The following is a 20,196-nucleotide window of genomic DNA, read 5'->3' as shown; positions in this document are numbered from 1 at the left end:
CTTATTTCACCTGCTAGCACATGAATATGGATTTGTGGTTGCACACAGTCGTCACTTTGTTTTAACTTCGGGATTACATCGCCTGTCCCCCAAGCCTGGCGATGCCGCGGCGTGCAGATCCTTCCCCAGGGTGCTACGCGCCATCCCCATATCCAGATGCCCAGCGCTGCGCGCTGGCTGACGGCTATTTTTTGTCCGGAGTTCCAAACAATGAAGCAAAAGACACTGCTGGCTACTGCCATCGCCGCAGCACTCGTGCTGCAGTCGTGGTCGGTTGCCGCACAGGATGCGTCTTCCAGCGATGCCAATCAGTCCTCGGCCAAGAGCCTCGAAACGATCACCGTTACCGGTTCGCGCATTCGCAGCGTGGACGTGGAAACGTCCCAGCCGATCTTCACCATGGATCGGGCCGCCATCCAGGCCACCGGCCTGACCAATGTCAACGACATCCTGGCTCGCATGCCGTCGGCTGGCACTCCGGACATCACCCCGCAGGACACGCTGGCCTCCGGCGCTGACGTTGGCGGTCGCTACGTCAACATCCGCAATCTCGGTTCGCAGCGCACCCTGGTACTTGTCAATGGCCGTCGCTGGAGCACCAGCCTCAACGGCCTGACCGACCTGTCGACCATCCCTGTCGCCATGATCGAGCGCATCGACGTCCTGAAGGACGGCGCCTCGTCCATCTACGGCTCCGACGCCATCGGCGGCGTGGTCAACATCATCACCCGCGAGAAGTTCGACGGCGCTGAAGCGAACGTCTACTACGGCCAGAACGGCAAGGGCGACGGCCAGACCCAGAACTACGACTTCACCTGGGGCCACAGCACCGCCAAGAACTCGATCATCGTCGGCGCGTCGTACCAGAACACCGATCCGATGTGGAACAACGAGCGTAGCGAAACCAGCTACGCCCAGGGCCCGCGCCACCCCAACGCCGGCCTGGGCCTGGGCCCGTGGGGCCGTGTGGTCGACCCGAACACTGGCAACCAGTACGTGATCAATCACGGCGCCACGGATTCGGGCAACCTCGCCAATTACCACCTGTACGACCCGACCAGCACGGCCGACAAGTACAACACGCAGAGCGACATGACGTTCCGCGCGGGCTCCAAGCTGAAGAACCTGTTCCTGCAGGACCGCTACAAGCTGACCGACAACATCACCTTGCGTGGTGCGGCCAACTACAGCACGCGTGATACCTCCAGCCAGCTGGCAGGCTATCCGCTGCAGACCGGCAATACCGGCCTGACCATCGACCCGAACAACGCTTACAACCCGTTCCCGGGCAACTCGACCGAATTCTTCCGCCGCACGGTGGAAATGCCGCGCGTCACCCTGGGTAACTCCAAGCTCGCGCACATCGACCTAGGCGCCGAGGGTTTCTTCCAGTTCCTCGGTCATGACTGGAGCTGGGACGCTGGCTACACCTACTCCCAGAACAAGATCCGTCAGATCACCACCGGCAACATCTACCTGCCGAACGCCGCGAAGGCACTGGGCCCGACGACGACCATCAACGGCCAGGTCGAGTGCGCCAACGTCGCCGATCGTGCCGCCGGTTGCGTGCCGTGGAACGTTCTTGCCGGTCCGGGCGCCACGCCGGATTCGGTGTGGAGCTACATCAGCCACGTCGGCACCAGCCGTCAGACCAGCTCCACCGACGACTACACCGCCAACGTCTCGGGCGGCCTGTTCGACCTGCCGGCCGGCACGGTCAACCTGGCCGTGGGCGTCGAACATCGTGGTGAAAAGGGCAACTTCCGCCCCGACGCCGCCGACTCGGCGGGCCTGACGACCAACCTCGCCAGCGCCCCGACCTCCGGCGCGTACAACACCAACGAAGCCTATCTCGAGCTCGACGTGCCGCTGCTGCGTGACCTCCCGGGTGCGCAGGAATTCGGCATCAACGTCGCCAGCCGTTACTCGCACTACAGCAACTTCGGCAGCACCACCAACAACAAGTACAGCTTCCGCTGGCGTCCGTTCGCGGACCTGCTGGTTCGCGGTACCTACGCCGAGGGCTTCCGCGCGCCGACCATCAACGACCTGTACGGCGGCACCGGCCAGAGCTTCGAGACGTTCCTGGATCCGTGCGATTCCAAGTTCGGCGCGGCCGCGTCCAACGCGGGTGTTGCACAGCGCTGCGCCGCGTCCGGCGTACCGGCCAACTATCGCCAGATCGACCAGACGGGTGCCCAGATCGGCAGCACCGGCGGCGGCCAGACCCCGGTTGCCTTCCTGTCGGGCTCCAACTCGAACCTGAAGCCGGAGACCTCGATCACCCGTACCCTGGGCCTGGTCTACAGCCCGCATCAGGTGCAGGGTCTGGACTTCACGGTGGATTACTACAACATCTACGTGAAGAACATCATCTCGTCGGTCGACGCGCAGAGCATCCTGAACTACTGCTACGTCCAGAACGATCCGTCGTTCTGCGGCCGCTTCACGCGCGCCAGCAGCAATAGCGCCAGCCTGGTGAACGGTTCGGTCAACAGCCTCAACGAAAGCCTGGCGAACCTGGGCACGCTGAAGACCGAAGGCTACGACGTCGGTATTCACTACCGTCTGCCGGAAACCGCGATCGGCACGTTCCGCATCGCTTCGGACAGCACCTACCTGACCAAGTACGAAACCGTCAGCGGTCCGGGTGCCATTCCGGTGACGCCGGTCGGCTTCATGTATGGCGAAGATGGTCTGTACCGCCTGCGTTCGAACTTGCAGGTGGACTGGGCCTACCAGGCCTTTGGCGCCAGCTGGACGATTCGCTACTACTCGGGCCTGAAGGACCAGTGCTACACGGCGACGGTCGAGTGCAGCTCGCCGAACTACACCAACGCCTGGTGGGGCATGACGGGCATGAGCCAGAAGGGCTCGGTGGCGTTCAACGACGCGCAGGTCCACTACACGGCGCCGTGGAAGGGCACTTTCACGGTCGGTGTGAACAACATCTTCAACAAGAAGGGTCCGTTCTACTACGCCGTCACTACCTCGGGTACCGGCAGCTCGCCGTACAACCCGGCGTTCGACATCGACCGTTACTGGTACGTGTCGTACAACCAGAAGTTCTAAGCTCGAACGAGCCAGACTTCAGGAAAGGGCGGGCCTTCGGGCCCGCCCTTTTTTCGTTCGGGTGACAGGCGTAGGTGCGATCGCGCACAGGGTGCGCTCCTACTGTAGGAGCGCACCCTGTGCGCGATCCACCTCGCCTCACCCTCCACGGAAACACGCCCTAAAGCAAAACCGGCCGATCCGGCAACTCGTCCGGCTGCGCCTTGTCGTTCCCGGGAAAATGCCGCTTGAGCAGCGCATGCGCTTCGGCAATGCCTTCGAGGGCGCCCTCACGCCAGTCTCCACGCGCAAAGCAGCTACGCATGCGATCGCGAATCGCATCCCACTCGGCCTGCGTCACCGCGGCCGCGATGCCGCGATCGGCAATGATCACGATGCGGTGCTCGGCCATCAGGACGTAGAACAACACGCCGCTGTTGTGCTCGGTGTCCCACACATGAAGCTGCGCAAACACTTGCCTCGCCCGCCGGTGGGCGTCCTGGCCTTCGATCACCGCCAGCGGCGCCAGTCGCGATTCAATGGCAAAGCAGATTTCGCCACGGTGCTCGCGCTCGCCGCCAGCGATCGCGCGAGTCATCTCATCGAGCACGGTCTTCGGAAAGCGATGGCGCAGTTGGAACCAGCCATCGAAAAGGTTCATCAGCAGACGTTGGGTACGCGCCATCTCACCAGCTCCCTGACGAACCGCCACCACCGAAACTGCCGCCGCCACCACTGAAGCCACCGCCGCTGCCGCCGCCGAAGCCACCACCACCGCCGAAGCCTCCAAAGCCGCCACCACCGAAGCCACCCCAGCCACCGCCGCCAATCGAGCGACCGGCACCGGCCGGCAACAGCATCAGCACGCCACCAATCAGGGCGCCCATGATGCCGGCACCGAGCGAGGCGGCGAGCAGCCACAGCAAGCCGCCGATGACCACCGCACCCAGGGGTGTGCGGACCCAAACGGCGGAGCGACCCAAAATGCCACGCAGGAAGAACGCGGCGAACACGCCGATCAACAGCACATTGCCGAAGTTGAAACCGTGCCGCTCGCGATTGGCGCTCTCCACCGGCGGTGGCAAGGCCTCGCCGTTGACCAGCTGGGTCAAGGCGCCAAGCGCATCGTTGATGCCGCCGTAGTAATCGTTGACGCGGAATTTCGGCGCGATGTATTCGCGGATGATGCGCGCCGTGGCCGCATCCGGTATCGCCCCCTCCAGCCCGTAACCCACTTCCATGCGCACGCGGCGGTCGTTCTTGGCCACCAGCAGGAGCAAGCCGTCATCGGCGCCCTTGCGACCGATCTTGTTGGCCTCGGCCACCGCCAACGAATACTCCGCAATGTCTTGAGGCTGCGTGCTCGGCACCATCAGCACGACCAGCTGCGCTCCCTTGCTCTTTTCCAGCGCTACCAGTTGGGCGTCGAGCTGGTCGACCTGCTGCGCGCTCAGGGTGCCGGTGAGATCGGTCACATGCCGGGTGAGCTTGGGCACCTGGTCTTCGGCATGCAGCCAGGCTGGCGATAGCAGTGCTATGGCCAGCACCAGCAGCAGGCGCGTGATGCGCCGGGACATATCAGTGTGCCGAGGCGGCAGGCGCTGGCTTGCTGCCGCCAAAATCGACCGTCGGTGCCGTGGAGATGGCCTGCTCGTTCTCCACCGTAAAGTTCGGCTTCACCTGGTAGCCGAACATCCTGGCGGTGAGATTGTTCGGAAAGGTGCGGATCATCGAGTTATAGGTCTGCACCGCCTGCACGTAGCGGTTGCGCGCCACGGTGATGCGGTTCTCGGTGCCTTCCAGCTGCGCCTGCAGGTTCTGGAACAAGCCGTCGGCCTTGAGCTGCGGGTAGTTCTCGCTGACCACCATCAGCCGCGACAGCGCGCTCGAAAGCTGACCCTGGGCCTGCTGGAACTGCTGCAGTTTCTGCGGATCGTTCAGCGCATCGGGCGACAGCTGCATGGTGCCGACCCTGGCGCGGGCATTGGTCACCTCGGTCAGCACCTTTTCTTCGTGCTGGGCGTAGCCTTTCACCGTATTGACCAGGTTGGGCACCAGGTCGGCGCGACGCTGGTACTGGTTGATCACCTCGGACCAGGCTGCCTTGACCGCCTCATCCTGCCGCTGAATGGCGTTGTAGCCGCAACCGGAGAGGCCAGCTACGACCAGCAGCAAGGCAAGGACACGAAGAAGTTTCATGAGTCTGCTCCCATCCAGTGGAGCCGCCATTGCAGCACCCCACTGCAGCGGGCGCAACGTGCGCCCTGGCGAGGTTAGAGCCTGCTTGCGGGCAACCAGACCCGGCCTGGGCTGCGCGGAGATCGCGAGCAGGCTCTTACAGCCAGCGAGCGCCCAGGATCAGGGCCCAACTGAGCGCGGTCAGCATCAATAGCAGGAAGACGGCCGCCGAGCCCATATCCTTGGCGCGCCCGGCCAGCTCGTGAAACTCGGGGCTGACCTTGTCCACCACGGCTTCGACGGCAGAGTTCAGCAATTCGGCGGAAAGCACCAGGATCGGCGCCAGAATCAGCGCGATCTTCTCCAGCGGACCGTTGCCCAGCCACAGCCCCAGCGGCACCAGCACCACGGCCAGGCACACCTCCATCCGAAACGAGGCCTCATGGCGCCAGCCCGCGCGCAGGCCCTTCATCGACCACTTGAAGGCATTCCAGATCTGCCTGGGTCCGCGAAAACCGGTTGCGGCCATGATGAACGTCGTTCCTCTCGAGAATGCGGCTTGCGGCTTGCGGCAGCGCCTTGCCCGCGCCCGCAGACGGCGGACACAAGGCGCGAATAATGCCGCAGCCGGCCTTTTCACGCCAGATCGCAGTTTCCTGCGTGCGGCAGTGCAACGTCGCCTGAATGACAGATGGGTTACCCTCGCGCACTTTGTGACCCGGTTCCGGGTTGCATGAGCCGGCCGCCCTGCGGTCGTTGTATGAACCGTGTACGGACAATTGAATGGCAATCCAGAATCCACCTGTCTCCCAGAACCGCGCCTTCAGCACCGTCTTCCTGATCGAGATGTGGGAGCGCTTCGGCTTCTACGGCATGCAGGTGTTGATGGTCACCTACATGATGAAGAAGCTCGGCTTCATCGATAGCAAGGCCAACCTGGTGTGGGGCGCGGCCGCCGCGCTGATCTATGCGACTCCCGCGATTGGTGGCTGGGTAGGCGACAAGCTCATCGGCACCCGCCGCACCATGGTCATCGGCGCCGTGGTGTTGACGCTGGGCTACGCCATGTTGTGGATTCCCTCCAACAACCCCACCCTGCTTTACAGCGCGCTCGGCGTGATCATTGTCGGTAACGGCTTCTTCAAGCCCAACGCCGGCAACCTGGTGCGCAAGATCTACGAAGGCGACGACGTTCGCATCGATAGCGCGTTCACCATCTACTACATGGCCGTGAACGTCGGCTCGATGGTGTCCATGACGGCCACGCCGTGGATCCGCAACTTTGTGGGCGAACGTTTCGGCGACGCCATGGGCTGGCATACCGCCTTCGGCGCCTGCGCCGTGGGCCTGCTGCTTGGCCTCATCAACTATTCGCTGATGCACCGCACGCTTGCCCACGTCGGCTCGCCGGCCGACGATCACCCGGTGAAGCCCGGCCGCGCGCTGGCCTTGCTCGGTGGCTCGCTGGCGATGGTGTTTATCGCGGCCTTCATCCTGCAAAGCCTGCTGGCGGCGAAGATTTGCGTTTACCTCGCTGGCCTGGTGATTCTGGGCATCTTCGTGCACCTGATCCGCAGCAGCGAGAAGAGCGAACGCGCCGGCCTGATCGCCGCGCTCGTGCTTACCGTGCAAACGATCTTCTTCTTCATCTTCTACGCCCAGATGGCGACCTCGCTGAACCTGTTTGCGCAGAACAACGTCAACCTCTCGTTCGACGTCTTCGGCGTGCACCTGTTCAACTGGATTCCCGAGCAGTACCAGAACCTCAATGCGATCTGGATCGTGATCCTCAGCCCGGTTCTCGTGCTGATCTACAACTCGCTGGGTCGCCTCGGCAAGGATCCGTCGGTCGCCTTCAAATTTGCGCTCGGCTTTGGCGCGGTGGCCGTGGGTTTCTTCATGTACGGCATCGGCGCCATGAGCGCGGTCGCCGGTCAGGTCTCGTCCTGGACCATGGTTTGGGGTTACGGCTTCTACTCGCTGGGTGAGCTGCTGGTCAGCGGCCTGGGCCTGGCCATGATTGCCCGTTATGTGCCTGCGCGCATGGGCGGTTTCATGATGGGCGCCTACTACGTGGCCGTGGGTATCTCGCAATACCTGGGCAGCGTGGTGGCCAATCTCGCCAGCATGCCGGAGAACATCAAGGATCCAGTCGAGTCGCTGAATATCTATATCAGCCTGTTCAACAAGCTCGGCTTCGTGGGCATCGCCTGCACGGTCATTGCCGTGGTGATGCTGCCGCTGATGAATCGCCTCTCGCGCAGTCACGCGGAATCTCACACCCCGCTGCCGGCGGTGCATAGCGAAGAAGTCTAAGCCTTTCGCACCCTCTCCCCTTTGGGGAGAGGGTTGGGGTGAGGGGCCAATCTTGAGAAGGGGCTGCGAGCTGCGTTCGAAGCTTGCTTTTTTCACCCCAACGGCCCACGCCATCCGTCCCGCTGGGCCTACCTCTGGGCCGTCCTAAGGCAAGACGAAGAACGCTAGTATCGCGTTTATGAAACGCCCCACCTCGCAACAACGCATCGGTCCCCGCGCACTCACCCGCAGCCTCGCCTGGCTGCGCATTTGCGCCATCGCCGGTCAAAGCGCCGCCGTACTCGTTTGCGCGTTATGGATGAAGCTGGACATCCCGCTGATTCCGCTGATGGTGGGCATCGGCCTGCTCGCCGTGTTCGCCGTATTCGCCGCATGGCGACTGACGCAGCCGTGGCCGATCCGGCAATGGGAAACCATCCTGCATGTCGCCTTCGACACGCTGGTTCTCGGTTATCTGCTGTATTTCACCGGCGGCGCCAGCAATCCGTTCATCACCCTGCTGTTGATGCCCATCGCGCTCAGCGCCGCGACCCTGGCCGTGGGTGCCGTATTCATGGTGGCCGCACTCGCTGGCATCGCCTACCTCGTGCTGTTGTTCTGGTATGTGCCCTTGCCCGCGCCGATGCTGGGAGCCACACCGGGAGGCTTCTCGCTGCATGTGCTGGGCATGGGCGTGAATTTTGTGATTACCGCCCTGCTGCTTGGCTTCTTCATCAATCGGCTGGCGCGCGCCGTGCGCTTGCAGCAGATGGAAGTGCAGCGCGTGCGGGAACGCGCCCTGCGTGACGAAGGCATTCTCGCCATCGCGACCCAGGCTGCCGGCGCCGCACACGAACTCAATACGCCGCTGTCGACCATGCGCACGCTGCTGCCCGAACTGCGTCGCGAGCATGCCGGCGACGCACCCTTGGGGGAGGATCTCGCCCTGCTGGAAGGTCAGGTGGATCGCTGCCGTACGATTCTTCGCGAAATGGTGGCCTTCGGCAAAGCCCAACTCTCGCAGGAACCCGAGCAACTCACGCTGACCCACTTCATCCATGGCTGCCAGGAGCGCTTCCAGCTGCTGCGACCCGAGGCTGACCTGCAATTGACGGTGGACGACGATGCGCAACGCATCGTGCTGCGTACGCCGCCCGGCCTGCGCCATGCCCTGCTCAATCTGCTCAACAACGCGGCCGACGCCTCGGCGCTGAACCAGTCGCAAGTCGTGGCGCTAACCGTGCAGCGTGATGGCGGCTGGCTGGAACTGATCGTGAGCGACCATGGCCCCGGCTTCACCCCCACGGGCGAATGGGCCGTGCTGGGTCAATCGCACAAAATGACCGGACTAGGCATAGGCCTGGCCCTGGCCGAAGCCACTGCCGAGCGGCTGGAGGGTGAATTGACTACAAGCAATACGGAAAACGGCGCACAAATGTGTCTACGTTTGCCTCTATCCGTCATTGCCACCTCCTAAAAGCTGCGGCAGATAGCCACAGAGGCAGATGACCACAGGTGCATGCGTTGTCGCATGCGGCAACAATGGGCGTCTGCGGGCAAGTGCCGATGGAGAATTCGATGAGCGACCAACAGCTATTGATCATTGACGACGACGCTACGTTCGCCCGCGTCCTTGCGCGCGCGCTCGCCTCGCGCGGATTCGAGGTGATCACCGCCAGCAACGCTGACGAAGCGCGCGCCCTCGCCCGGCGTCACCAGCCGCGCTACTGCGTGCTCGATCTGAAGCTCGGCGACGAGAACGGCTTGCGCCTTATTCCCGAACTGCAATCCCTGGTGCCGGAAATCCGTGTGCTCCTGCTCACCGGCTATGCCTCCATCGCTACGGCGGTGGAAGCGATCAAGCGCGGCGCCCATGACTATCTTTCCAAGCCGGTCGATGCGGATGCCGTGGTACGCGCCCTGCTGGATGGCGACACCGGAACGGCCGACGACGACCTGGTTGACGCGCCGGAAGCGCCGCTCGCCTTGCGCCGTCTCGAGTGGGAGCACATCCAGCGCGTACTGACCGAATGCGACGGCAACATTTCCGAAACCGCCCGCCGCCTCGGCATGCATCGCCGCACCCTGCAACGAAAGCTCAGCAAGCATCCGGTACGCGAGCGCCCGGACAGCGACGACTGAAACTCGAGAACACCGGTGACGGTGGGAGCGACTTTAGTCGCGATAGAACCACAGCATCGCGACTGAAGTCGCTCCTACCAAGCAACCTGCACGCTATTGTTTCAAGGCTGCCCGGTTGACGCATCGGCCGCCGGCAGCGGCTCGGCTGTACCATCGTTTTCATCGCCGTAAATCGCCACATGCGGCACGCCGTCGGCACCGATCCAGCCGCGGTACATGCCATCGGTATTGAACGGCATCGATACATTGCCATCGGCATCGAGTGCGATCGCACCGCCGTTGCCGCCCATCGACGGGATTTCCTGATTGATCACTTCGGCCGCCGCGCGCCGCAGCGGCACACGCATCTGCGTCACCCGCATGCAGATCTCGTGCGCCGCCACGGTGCGAATGTAGTACTCGCCCCAGCCCGTGCCAGAAACCGCGCAGCCGGAGTTCGCATAAGTACCTGCCCCGATGATCGGCGAGTCGCCCACACGACCCCAACGCTTATCGTTCATGCCACCCGTTGACGTGCCCGCGGCAAGATGGCCCTGCGCGTCGAGGGCCACCGCGCCCACGGTGCCAAAGTGTTTGGCCGTCTCAACGTCCGAATGCTTGGTGTGCTCGGCGTCTTCCTTCAACGCCTTCTGCAACTGCTGCCAGCGTTCTTCCGTGCGAAAGTAGGACGGGTCGACGAGCTCGATACCCACCTGCTTGGCAAACTCCTCCGCGCCATCGCCCACCATCATCACATGCGAAGACTTCTCCATCACCGCGCGTGCAAGCAGGATCGGATTCTTCACGCGATGCACGCCGGCCACCGAGCCGGCCTCCAACGTCGAGCCATCCATGATGGCGGCGTCCAGCTCGTTCTTCCCGTCATGCGTGAATACCGAGCCCTTGCCGGCGTTGAAGTTCGGATCGTCCTCCAGCACCGTGATGGCCGCGCTGACCGCATCCACCGCCGTCTTGCCGGCCTTGAGCTGGGCATAGCCGTTCTGCAGGGCCTGGGTAAGCGCGGCACGCACGGCCTTTTCCCTGGCCGGACTCATCTCGCGCTTGATCACCCCGGCGCCGCCGTGGATGACCAGCACCGGCGTGGCGGCATAGCTCATCGATGAGATCCCCAGCGCCGCTACGGCGGCGACAAGACGGCTGGACTTCACTGGCGTTACTCCCCATGGCTTCGGCCACGAGTATATCCAGCCACCCTGCCATGCTCATCCGCATGGAGCTCGGCAGCCCCGCCCCATACCGGGCCGTATAGCAGGTTCGCGGGCCTTGCGACCTTGGTACAGGATGGGTGGTTATCAATCCGTCGTATCCTAGGCAACTGGCTCTCCCTGCAAGAAGGCATCGCAATGGACAAGGTTTATGCAAACGCGACGCAGGCCCTGGACGGCTTGCTGTTCGACGACATGACCATCGCAGCCGGCGGCTTCGGCCTGTGCGGCATTCCCGAGAACCTTATTGCGGCACTGCTCGCCGCAGGCACCAAGGGACTCACCATCGTTGGCAACAATGCCGGCGTCGACGACTTCGGCATGGGTCCGCTGCTGAAGACTCGTCAGGTCAAACGTGTCTACGCCTCCTACGTGGGCGAGAACAAGGAATTCGAACGCCAGGTGCTGGCGGGCGAACTGGAACTGCACCTCGTGCCACAGGGCACGCTTGCTGAAAAGCTGCGCGCCGGTGGCGCGGGCATCCCCGGCTTCTACACGCGCACGGCCTTCGGTACCAAGCTGGCCGAGGGCAAGGAAACCAAGGTTTTCAACGGCAAGGAGTATGTGCTGGAGGAAGCCATTCGCGCCGACGTGTCCATCGTGAAGGCGTGGAAGGGCGATCGCCTGGGCAACCTGGTGTTCCGCAAGACGGCGCGCAACTTCAACCCGATGATCGCCACCTGCGGCAAGCTCTGCGTGGCCGAGGTGGAGGAGCTGGTCGAGGTGGGCAAACTCGACCCGGACAACGTCCATGTGCCGGGCATCTACGTCGACCGCATCATCAAGGGCCCGTCCTACGAGAAGCGCATCGAGTTCCGCACCGTGGCTGGCGCCAATACCGGCAAGGAAAGCCCGATCCGCACCGCCATGGCGCAGCGCGCCGCGAAGGAGTTGCAGGATGGCTTCTACGTGAACCTGGGCATCGGCATTCCCACCCTGGTCGCCAACTACATCCCGCCAGGCATGGACGTCACCCTGCAGTCCGAGAACGGCCTGCTGGGTATTGGCCCGTTCCCGGATGACGCCAAGGTCGATCCCGACCTGATCAACGCCGGCAAGCAGACCATCACCGAACTGCCCGGCTCCAGCTTCTTCTCCAGCGCGGAGTCGTTCGCGATGATTCGCGGCGGCCATATCGACCTGTCGATCCTTGGCGGCCTGGAAGTCTCCTGCACCGGCGACCTGGCGAACTGGATGGTGCCGGGCAAGATGGTAAAAGGCCCGGGTGGCGCCATGGACCTGGTCAGCGGCGTGCGCCGCGTGGTGGTGCTGATGGAGCACACCGCGAAGGACGGCTCGCCGAAGATCAAGGACAACTGCGACTTGCCGATTACTGGCAAGCAGGTGGTCGACCTGATCATTACCGACCTATGCGTATTCCAAGTCGAGAAGGGCAAGGGCTTGACGTTGATTGAGCTGCAGGATGGCGTGACGCTGGACGATGTGAAGGCGAAGACCGGCTGTTCGTTTGCGGTGAGCACCGCGTTGAGGCAGTAATCGGGAGCTACAGCTAAAGTCACTGGATGACCAGCTGCGCTGTCGTGAAGCGCCTCCAGCGTACGCGGGGATCCAGCGCCTTTAGGCCGTCGGCATTGACTCGGGAAAACGGATACGCGCGATGTGTCGACGACCTTCGCGCGTCTGCAATTCCAGCGGCCAGCGGAAGCGCTCGCTGATGCGCTGCGCGATCGCCAGCTCGAAGCCGTGGCGATCGGCCGTGGTCGGCGCAGGCGCCTCGCCCCGGTGCGTCACCGTCACCACGCCCGGCATCACGGTGACGACCACCGTACCGCCCTCCGCCTGTTGGCAAGCGTTGCGGATCAGCTGCCAGCACAGCACCGCAAATACGCGCGGCGAGCCATGCAGCGCGAATCGTGCAGGCTCTTCCAGCTCCAGCGTGATGGGCCGCCCTTCCAGCATTTCCAGCACGTCGGGCAGTTCGTCGCGCAGCACGTCGTTGACCACGAAGTCCTCTTCGGTGAGGCCGTTGTCCGATTCCCGTGCGAGTATCAGCAAGGCCTCGACCAGCGCTTCCATCTCGCGCGTCGAGCGCTTGATCCGCTGCACCGAACGCTGCCCGAAGTCGCCCAGCATCGGGTCATCGGCCAGCATGTCGGCCGACATCTTGATCACCGTGAGTGGGCTGCGCAGCTCATGGCTGGCATCGCGGGTAAAGTTGCGTTCGCGCTGGTTGTAGCCTGCAATACGGTTGGCAAAGCCATAAAGACTGCTTGCCAACGTCGCCACATCGGCATCTGTGCGGCGCGACAGCTGCTCGGGTTGCCAGCTGTCGAGGTCGGGCGATTGTTCGTCCCAGTCGCTCACGGCCTGCGCCAACCGACTCACCGGCGCCCATTGGCGGCGTGCCGCCAGCCATGCCAGCGCACTGATGATCACGATCAACACCAACACGGCGCCGGTAGGCGCCACGTCGTAGAGACCCATCAGACACACGATCACGATGGCCAACAACTGCAGGCCAAAGATGATCGCCAAGCGTCGATGAAACAGGCCGCGGTGGAATACCCCCGCGGGCTGCGAACTGTCCCTGCTGACCATAGCTAACTCATACGGGCGGTATCATGCCGGTTGCGAGGCAGAAGCCACCTCCGATTCAAGATCGGCAAGGCGATAACCGGCAGAATGGATGGTATGTAGCAGAGGGCGTTCGAAGGGTTTGTCAATGACCCGGCGCAGGTTATAGAGATGGGAGCGCAATGTGTCCGAATCGGGCAGCGTGTCGCCCCAGATTTCCCGCTCGATATCGCGTCGGCTGACCACGCGCGGCGATTCGCGCATAAGAATCGCCAACAGCTTCAATCCAATGGGCGAGACGGTCAGTTCGTGCCCGCCGCGCACCAGGCGCAACGTGGCCGTATCGAGCGTCATGTCGCCCACGGTGAGGATTTCTGTGGATACCTGGCGTCGATCGCGGCGTATCAAGGCGCGTAGCCGTGCCTCAAGCTCGCGCACCTCGAACGGCTTGACCAGATAGTCGTCGGCGCCCGCCTCCAGCCCCACTAGTTTGTCTTCCAACGTGTCGCGGGCGGTAAGCATCAACACCGGGGTGGATTTCTTGGCGTCACGACGCAGCTTGCGGCACACGTCCAGGCCGTCGAGGCCCGGCAGCATCAGGTCGAGCACCACCACGTCGTAGCTGTTGGAGACGGCCAGATGGAGCCCGCTGACACCGTCGGCGGCGTAGTCCACCGAGTAGCCGCGGCGCTCGAGAAACTCGCCGACCATTTCCGCAATCTGGCGGTTATCTTCCACCAGCAGAATCAATCCGGATTGTTCGTCGCGTGAGCTCATCCCTACCTCCTGAAGCAGACTTCACAAAGGTGAACAGCTAACGATTCGCATGGTGAGGGCCGCGTGAAATTCACCGCCTGGCCTCACCGTATGTTGTGATCGCGTGCACGTCTAGTGCAAGAGAGGCTCCAACTCTTTCCAGACATTGTCCAGTACCTGCGGCTGAGCCGAGGCCACCGGGTGGAGGCCATCCTCCTGCATCAATTCGGGCCGGGTAGCGACGCCCTCGAGCAGAAACGGCACCAGGGCGACCTTCTTCTCCCTCGATAGGTCGGCATAAACCGCGCGCAGGCCATCGCGATACTGCGGCCCATAATTCACCGGCAGCTCGATGCCGAGCAATAACACCCGCGCGCCGGACTTCTTTGCGGCGTCGATCATGGCAGCGAGATTGTCACGCAGGGCCGCCAGCGGCAGCCCGCGCAGGCCGTCATTGGCGCCCAGCTCGATCACCAGCACCGCCGGGTGGACCTTCTCCAGCAACCCCGGCAGGCGATCTCGCCCACTCAACGAGGTTTTGCCACTGATGCTGGCATTGACCACGGCCCAGGCTGGCTCCATCTTGGCTAGACGGTCGCCCAGCAAATGTACCCAGCCGGAGTCGACCGGGATGTTGTGTGCGGCCGAAAGCGAGTCGCCCAACACCAGCACGGTTTTCGGCGGGGCCGCGTGAACGGTGCCGACGGCACCCAGCAGGACCAGGGCACACAGGGCCCGCCCCAAAAAAGCCGGCCAGCAAAGGAAACGACGCATGAGTGGCAATGCCTCCGCTTTCACCAAAGATGTCCTTCTGGACGTGGTCGATGTTAGCAAGTCGGTACAGGGCCCCGAGGGGCGCCTGGACATCCTTACGAAAGTCTCGCTGCAGGTTTGTGAAGGCGAAAGCGTCGCCATTGTCGGCGCCTCCGGCTCGGGCAAGACCACCTTGCTCGGCCTGCTGGCCGGCCTGGACACGCCGTCGAGTGGACATATCGCGCTGAACGGCCACGCCCTCGAACAGCTGGACGAAGAAGCCAGGGCCGACCTGCGGCGGCGCATGGTTGGCTTTGTCTTCCAGTCGTTCCACCTGCTGCCCGCCCTCACCGCCGAGGAGAACGTGATGTTGCCATTGGAACTGGAGGGTCGCGACGACGCGCGCGCCCGTGCCCGCGAAGCGCTCGAGGCGGTCGAGCTGACACCACGGCGGCGGCACTATCCGGCCCAGCTCTCCGGTGGTGAGCAGCAGCGCGTGGCCATTGCGCGCGCCTTCGTGCACGGTCCACGCCTGCTGTTTGCGGACGAACCCACCGGCAATCTGGACCAGCGCACCGGGCACCACGTCAGCGACCTGATGTTCGCGCTCAATCACGATCACCGCACCACCCTGATCCTGGTGACGCATGACCCCAAACTGGCCGCGCGCTGCACCCGTCAGGTGGAGCTGGACAACGGCCGTGTCGTTACGCCATCGCGCACGTCGGCGGCCGTGGCGCCATGACGGGTCCGATCCCCGCGGCGAGCGTACGCGCATGAAACTGCTCGCCTTGTCACTGCGCACCCTTCGCCGCGAATGGCACCTGCCCGAGCTGCGCACGCTCGGCGCCTCGCTGGTGCTGGCCGTGGTCGCGCTCGGCGTGGTCGCCACCCTGGCCGCGCGCATGGAGCGTGGCGTCTTGGCCAGCGCGGCCGAGCTGATCGGCGGCGACTTGGGCATCAGTTCGCCGCAGGCACTGCCCGCCACCTACGCCAGCCAGGCGAGCCAGCGCGGTCTCGCCGTCACCAGCGGCGCGGGCTTTCCCAGCGTGGCCTTCGCCCATGGGCAAAGCCAGTTGCTCGACGTGCAGGCCACCGACGGCGCCTACCCTCTGCGCGGCAAGCTGGAACTGCTCGACCTGCATGGGCGCAGCATCACCGGCCACGGGCCGCCGCCCGGAGCGGTTTATCTGGATCATCGGGCGCTGGTCGCGCTCGGCATCAAGCTCGGCGACACCGTGCAACTGGGCGGCCGCGAGCTGCGCGTTGGTGCCGAGCTGGTACGCCAGCCGGATGGTGGCGAACTGTTTGCGCTGGCGCCCCGCGCGCTGATGCATGTCAGCGACGCCGAGCAGGCGGGCCTGCTCGGCGTGGGCAGCCGCGCGCGCCACCGCGTGCTGGTCGCCGGTCAGCCTTCTGCCGTGCAGGAGTGGCGTCGCTGGGTGCAGGCGCAGACGTTGCCGCAGGGCGCCCAGTTGATCACCCCCGAACAAACCCAAGAGCGCATGCGCAGTGCCTTCGATCGCGCCAGCGCCTTTCTGCGGCTGACGGCGTTGCTCTCCGCGCTGCTGGCAGGCGTGGCCATTGCGCTCGCCGCACAGCGCTATGCGCGCCGCAAGACCAACGAAGTGGCGCTATTACGCGCACTGGGCACGCCGCGTCGCCAGGTGCTCGGCCTGCTGGTTGGCACACTGGGGTTGCTCGCCGTGCCGGCGGTGCTGCTCGGCGCCTCGATCGCTCTCGGGCTGGCGCAAATCATCTGGGGTTTCGCCGGCCAGATGTTTACGACGGTGCCAACCTCGATGCCGATCGGGCCTGCCTGCGCTGCCGCCGTGATGGGACTCGCCGTGCTGGCCGGCTTCGCCCTGCCGCCGCTGACGCGTCTGGCCGAAGTGCCCCCGGTCGCGGTCTTTCGCGAGAGCGCCGCACGGCGTGTGCGGCGCTTCGATGCGCTGTACCTGATACCGGCCCTGGTGGCCTTGTTGCTGATCTGGAGCCAGAGCGGCTCGGCCAAGCTGGCGGGCATACTCGCGGCCAGCTTGCTTGGGGTCGCCGTGGTCGCTGCCCTGCTGTCGGCCCTGCTGCTGTGGATAGCGCGACGGGTGGCGCCAGGCGCGCACCCCGCCCTGCGGCTTGGCCTGGCCGCGCTGGCACGCCGCCGCGGCATGAGCCTGTTGCAAGCCACCGCGCTGAGCCTTGGCCTGGTCGCCTTGCTGCTGCTGGCCATCGTCGCCCCCGCCTTGCTGGAAGGCTGGCGGCGCGAACTGCCGGCCGACACACCGAACTGGTTCGTGCTCAATCTGCAGGACGACCAGCGCGCCGGCTTTGAGCAGGCCCTGGCGCAGATGGGCGGACAAAAGCTCAACATGGCGCCGTTGGCGGTGGGCAAGCTCACGGCCATCAACGGCCAGCCGATCGACCAGCTCAGGTTCAAGGATGAGCGCGCCAAGGAGTGGGCGGATCGACAACTACGCCTGTCCTGGGCCGGCGAGTTGCCGCCAAGCAATCAGGTGGTGGCCGGGCGCTGGTCGGGAGAGCATCCCGCGCAGGCTGAAGTGTCGATCGATACCATGTGGCGCGACATGTTCGCGCTCAAAGTGGGCGACACCATGAGCTTCAACGTGGGTGAAGAAAATCTCGATGCCAAAGTAGGCAGCATCCGCCAGGTCGACTGGAGTTCGTTCCGCGTCAACTTCTTCCTGGTGCTCGATCCCGCCCACGCCAATGCCCTGCCGCATACCTGGATCGCCAGCTTCTACCTGCCGCGCGGCCATGCCGATGCGCTGGCGCAACTGTCGCGCGACTACAGCAACCTCAGCCTGATCGATGTGGATGCGATGCTCGATCGCGTCCGCGACATCGTCAACCAGGTCAGCGGCGCCGTGCGCTGGGTGCTCGGCTTCAGCCTGCTCGCGGGCGCGCTGGTACTTGCCGCCGCACTCGCGGCAAGCGCGCAGGAGCGTCGCCACGAAGCCGCCCTGTTGCGCACGCTGGGTGCGCGTCGATCGCAATTGCGTGCGGCGGCTGCCTGCGAGTTTGCCCTGCTTGGGTTGGTGGCAGGGCTTACCGCCGCCTTCGGCGCCGCGGGCACCGGGCTATGGCTTGGACACGCGATCTTCCATATCGAGAACTTCGTGCCGCCGCTGGGATCGCTGATGCTTGCCGCGCTCGCTGCCGCCATCGTGGTGATGCTGCTGGGTCTAGCCGGCACGCGACGGGTCAGCCACACGTCGCCGATGCGACTGTTGCGTGAGGGCTAAGCGCTTGTTCGACGGGTCGCTCCTGGCACGGAATGCCGCACGCACGAAACGCTCACGCCGGCAGGTCACCCCGGCATGACATCGCTGCAGCATGGGATCAAGCGCCTCGCCCAGGAGCGCTTGCTGCTCGGCTTTACCTTGCTGGCACTGGTGCTGGCCATCGTCGATCCGCGGCCGCTCCCCGACTATCAGCGTTGGTTGCAAGCGCCGACGCTCGGTGGCTTGCTCGGCCTGCTCATCTGTATCCAGGGCATCCGCGACAGCGGCCTGGTGCAACACGCCGCCGCCGCCCTGGTCGAGCACGTGCACTCCATGCGCGGACTGGCCTTGCTACTGGTGAGCACCACGGCACTGCTGTCGATGGTGCTCACCAACGATGTCAGCCTGTTCCTGATCGTGCCGCTGACCTTGGCCATCGGCCGCATCTGCAACCTTCCGGTGATGCGCGCGGTGGTCCTGGAAGCACTGGCGGTGAATGCCGGGTCAACGCTCAGCCCGATTGGCAATCCGCAAAATCTCTTGCTGTGGCAGTACGGCCATCTCTCGTTCCTGCAATTTGGCCAGGCCATGCTGCCGGCGTTCGCGATCATGTTCGCGCTGGTCACCCTGCTCGCCCTACTGTGGATGCCACCCGGACGCGTGGAGCTGCACGCCCAACAGGTAGACGGCCACCCGGTATCCATCTCGCAAGCGGTGCTTTCGGTCGGCGCGCTGATCAGCATGGTGTTGATGATGGAACGCGGCCACGCCGTGCTTGGCGCCTTGCTCCTGCTGTTGCCGTTCGCGCTGCTGGAACGCAGCACGCTGGCGCGCGTGGACTGGCTGCTGCTGGCGACCTTCGTCGCGATCTTTCTCGGCCTGGGCCATTTTGCCGAGCTGGGGATGGTGCGCCATGCGCTGGATGGCTTGAACCTGGATCACTCGCTCACGCTGTACGCAAGCGGTATCGTCGCCTCGCAGCTGATCAGCAATGTGCCGGCCACGGTGTTGCTGCTCGACCACGCGCCTGATGCGACAGCGCTGGCCGTGGCGGTGAATGTCGGTGGCTTTGGTCTTGCGATAGGTTCGCTGGCCAACCTGATCGCCTTGCGCCTGGTGAAACAGCCGCACAGAGCACGGCTGTTTCACCAGGTGTCAGTCCCTTTTCTGCTGGTCTGCGCGCCGCTGGTCTATCTGGCCTACCGGTGGCTGGGCTGAGAGCTTGCTCAATCCTCGCGCGGCACGCTGACCTTGCCCTGCACGCCGCTATGGCTCACATCGCCACTGCCCTTGGCGCCAAGGCTGAAATCGCCACGCACATCCCTGACCTTCAGATCGCCCGAACCCAGGGTCTCGGCACGCACATTGCCGCCGACACTGGATAGCGTCACATCGCCCGAACCAACCGCACCCACGCGCGCATCGCCCTTGATGCCGTCGGCCTTCAAGTCGCCCGAACCCAAGGCGCCCAGGTCAAGACTGCCGACATCGCGCGCCTCTACATCGCCCGAGCCCACGCTGGTGCTGAACGGGCCGCTGATCTTGCTGACATGGAGATCGCCCGAACCGACCTGACTCTCCAGACGCTGCAGCCCGGTCACCCATGCATCGCCCGAGCCCACGTTGAGCACCACGGGCATCTGTGCCGGCACAGACAGGTTTAAATCCAGGTTCCGGTAGGAACTTCCGAACAGGCTGATCATCACATGGCTCTTGCCACCGGCGTCGATGATCAGACGGTCGCCTTCACGCCGCTGGGTCACCACCAGATCGTCCAGCAGCTTGGGTTCCGAAGCGCAGGCACGCCCGGTCAGCTCGCCACTCTTGGCGCTTTCGCTGCCGGTGAGATGCAGATCGTGGCTGTGCAAATCGATCTGCACCGAATGGACGCCGGTGAGATCCAGCGAAAGATTGCGCGGCGCCTCGTATTTGCAGTCGTTAGCTTGAACGGCCAGCGGTGCGACGAAAAGGGCAGCAAGAAGAAGTCGGCGCATGTAGAACTCCTCGGTAGGCGGACCATCATGGGATGTGCCGTGCGGCCA

Annotated in this window: 17 protein-coding genes; 8 read left to right on the top strand and 9 right to left on the bottom strand. The window is 64.2% G+C overall.

From position 1 onward, the window contains the following. Positions 1–210: 210 nt before the first annotated feature. Positions 211–3,072 (top strand): TonB-dependent receptor plug domain-containing protein, encoded by a 2,862-nt coding sequence (locus ACT01B_RS04565; protein ID WP_445146199.1) that lies wholly within the window; start codon positions 211–213, stop codon positions 3,070–3,072. Positions 3,073–3,232: 160 nt separating this feature from the next. Here the strand turns inward: ACT01B_RS04565 and ACT01B_RS04560 are convergent, their stop codons facing one another. The 4 genes from ACT01B_RS04560 to ACT01B_RS04545 all read right to left on the bottom strand — a co-directional run bounded on the left by ACT01B_RS04560 (position 3,233) and on the right by ACT01B_RS04545 (position 5,758). Beyond that, positions 3,233–3,736 carry a TPM domain-containing protein gene (locus ACT01B_RS04560; RefSeq protein WP_445146198.1) on the bottom strand — a complete coding sequence of 168 codons (504 nt, stop codon included), beginning with the start codon at positions 3,734–3,736 and terminating at the stop codon, positions 3,233–3,235. A 1-nt stretch (position 3,737) separates the two neighbouring features. After that, on the bottom strand, positions 3,738–4,628 hold the full coding sequence (locus tag ACT01B_RS04555) for a TPM domain-containing protein (protein ID WP_445146197.1): 891 nt from the start codon (positions 4,626–4,628) through the stop codon (positions 3,738–3,740). 1 nt (position 4,629) lies between these two features. Then, the gene (locus ACT01B_RS04550; RefSeq protein WP_445146196.1) at positions 4,630–5,250 is read right to left on the bottom strand and encodes a LemA family protein; all 621 of its coding nucleotides are present in this window, start codon (positions 5,248–5,250) and stop codon (positions 4,630–4,632) included. A 136-nt stretch (positions 5,251–5,386) separates the two neighbouring features. Further along, positions 5,387–5,758 (bottom strand): diacylglycerol kinase, encoded by a 372-nt coding sequence (locus tag ACT01B_RS04545; RefSeq protein WP_445146195.1) that lies wholly within the window; start codon positions 5,756–5,758, stop codon positions 5,387–5,389. A gap of 254 nt (positions 5,759–6,012) precedes the next feature. Between ACT01B_RS04545 and ACT01B_RS04540 the strand changes: the two genes are divergently transcribed. From ACT01B_RS04540 to ACT01B_RS04530, 3 genes are all read left to right on the top strand, one after another. Then, positions 6,013–7,545 (top strand): peptide MFS transporter, encoded by a 1,533-nt coding sequence (locus ACT01B_RS04540; protein WP_445146194.1) that lies wholly within the window; start codon positions 6,013–6,015, stop codon positions 7,543–7,545. A gap of 178 nt (positions 7,546–7,723) precedes the next feature. Then, complete coding sequence (locus tag ACT01B_RS04535) at positions 7,724–9,001, top strand: ATP-binding protein (RefSeq protein ID WP_445146193.1); 1,278 nt, start codon at positions 7,724–7,726, stop codon at positions 8,999–9,001. Between the two features lie 101 nt (positions 9,002–9,102). Beyond that, positions 9,103–9,666 (top strand): response regulator transcription factor, encoded by a 564-nt coding sequence (locus ACT01B_RS04530; protein WP_445146192.1) that lies wholly within the window; start codon positions 9,103–9,105, stop codon positions 9,664–9,666. A 101-nt stretch (positions 9,667–9,767) separates the two neighbouring features. Here ACT01B_RS04530 and ACT01B_RS04525 read toward each other — a convergent pair whose 3' ends face one another. Then, complete coding sequence (locus tag ACT01B_RS04525; protein WP_445147425.1) at positions 9,768–10,763, bottom strand: isoaspartyl peptidase/L-asparaginase family protein; 996 nt, start codon at positions 10,761–10,763, stop codon at positions 9,768–9,770. A gap of 246 nt (positions 10,764–11,009) precedes the next feature. On the opposite strand from ACT01B_RS04525, the gene ACT01B_RS04520 reads away from it, so the two are divergent. Continuing rightward, positions 11,010–12,368 carry a 3-oxoacid CoA-transferase gene (locus tag ACT01B_RS04520; protein WP_445146191.1) on the top strand — a complete coding sequence of 453 codons (1,359 nt, stop codon included), beginning with the start codon at positions 11,010–11,012 and terminating at the stop codon, positions 12,366–12,368. An 81-nt stretch (positions 12,369–12,449) separates the two neighbouring features. Here the strand turns inward: ACT01B_RS04520 and ACT01B_RS04515 are convergent, their stop codons facing one another. From ACT01B_RS04515 to ACT01B_RS04505, 3 genes are all read right to left on the bottom strand, one after another. Next, positions 12,450–13,430 (bottom strand): sensor histidine kinase, encoded by a 981-nt coding sequence (locus ACT01B_RS04515; protein ID WP_445146190.1) that lies wholly within the window; start codon positions 13,428–13,430, stop codon positions 12,450–12,452. Positions 13,431–13,451: 21 nt separating this feature from the next. After that, complete coding sequence (locus ACT01B_RS04510; RefSeq protein ID WP_266148162.1) at positions 13,452–14,183, bottom strand: response regulator transcription factor; 732 nt, start codon at positions 14,181–14,183, stop codon at positions 13,452–13,454. A 111-nt stretch (positions 14,184–14,294) separates the two neighbouring features. Continuing rightward, a complete protein-coding gene (locus ACT01B_RS04505) occupies positions 14,295–14,936 on the bottom strand; it encodes an arylesterase (RefSeq protein WP_445146189.1) in 642 nt (213 codons plus the stop codon). On the opposite strand from ACT01B_RS04505, the gene ACT01B_RS04500 reads away from it, so the two are divergent. The 3 genes from ACT01B_RS04500 (at position 14,935) to ACT01B_RS04490 (ending at position 19,372) form a co-directional block, all read left to right on the top strand. After that, complete coding sequence (locus tag ACT01B_RS04500) at positions 14,935–15,660, top strand: ABC transporter ATP-binding protein (RefSeq protein WP_445146188.1); 726 nt, start codon at positions 14,935–14,937, stop codon at positions 15,658–15,660. The genes ACT01B_RS04505 and ACT01B_RS04500 overlap by 2 nt on opposite strands. 31 nt (positions 15,661–15,691) lie before the next feature. Continuing rightward, positions 15,692–18,175, top strand: a complete 2,484-nt coding sequence (locus ACT01B_RS04495) for an ABC transporter permease (protein WP_445146187.1) — start codon at positions 15,692–15,694, stop codon at positions 18,173–18,175. A 75-nt stretch (positions 18,176–18,250) separates the two neighbouring features. Next, positions 18,251–19,372: an SLC13 family permease gene (locus tag ACT01B_RS04490; RefSeq protein ID WP_445146186.1), complete on the top strand. Its 1,122-nt coding sequence runs from the start codon at positions 18,251–18,253 to the stop codon at positions 19,370–19,372. A gap of 8 nt (positions 19,373–19,380) precedes the next feature. On the opposite strand, the gene ACT01B_RS04485 is transcribed toward ACT01B_RS04490, so the two are convergent. After that, on the bottom strand, positions 19,381–20,148 hold the full coding sequence (locus ACT01B_RS04485; RefSeq protein WP_445146185.1) for a DUF4097 family beta strand repeat-containing protein: 768 nt from the start codon (positions 20,146–20,148) through the stop codon (positions 19,381–19,383). Positions 20,149–20,196: the final 48 nt, after the last annotated feature.

The sequence above is a fragment of the Dyella sp. Tek66A03 genome (genome assembly GCF_052567735.1).
Note: the sequence above shows the minus strand (reverse complement) of the source record. Positions and strands in the feature narration are given on the sequence as shown.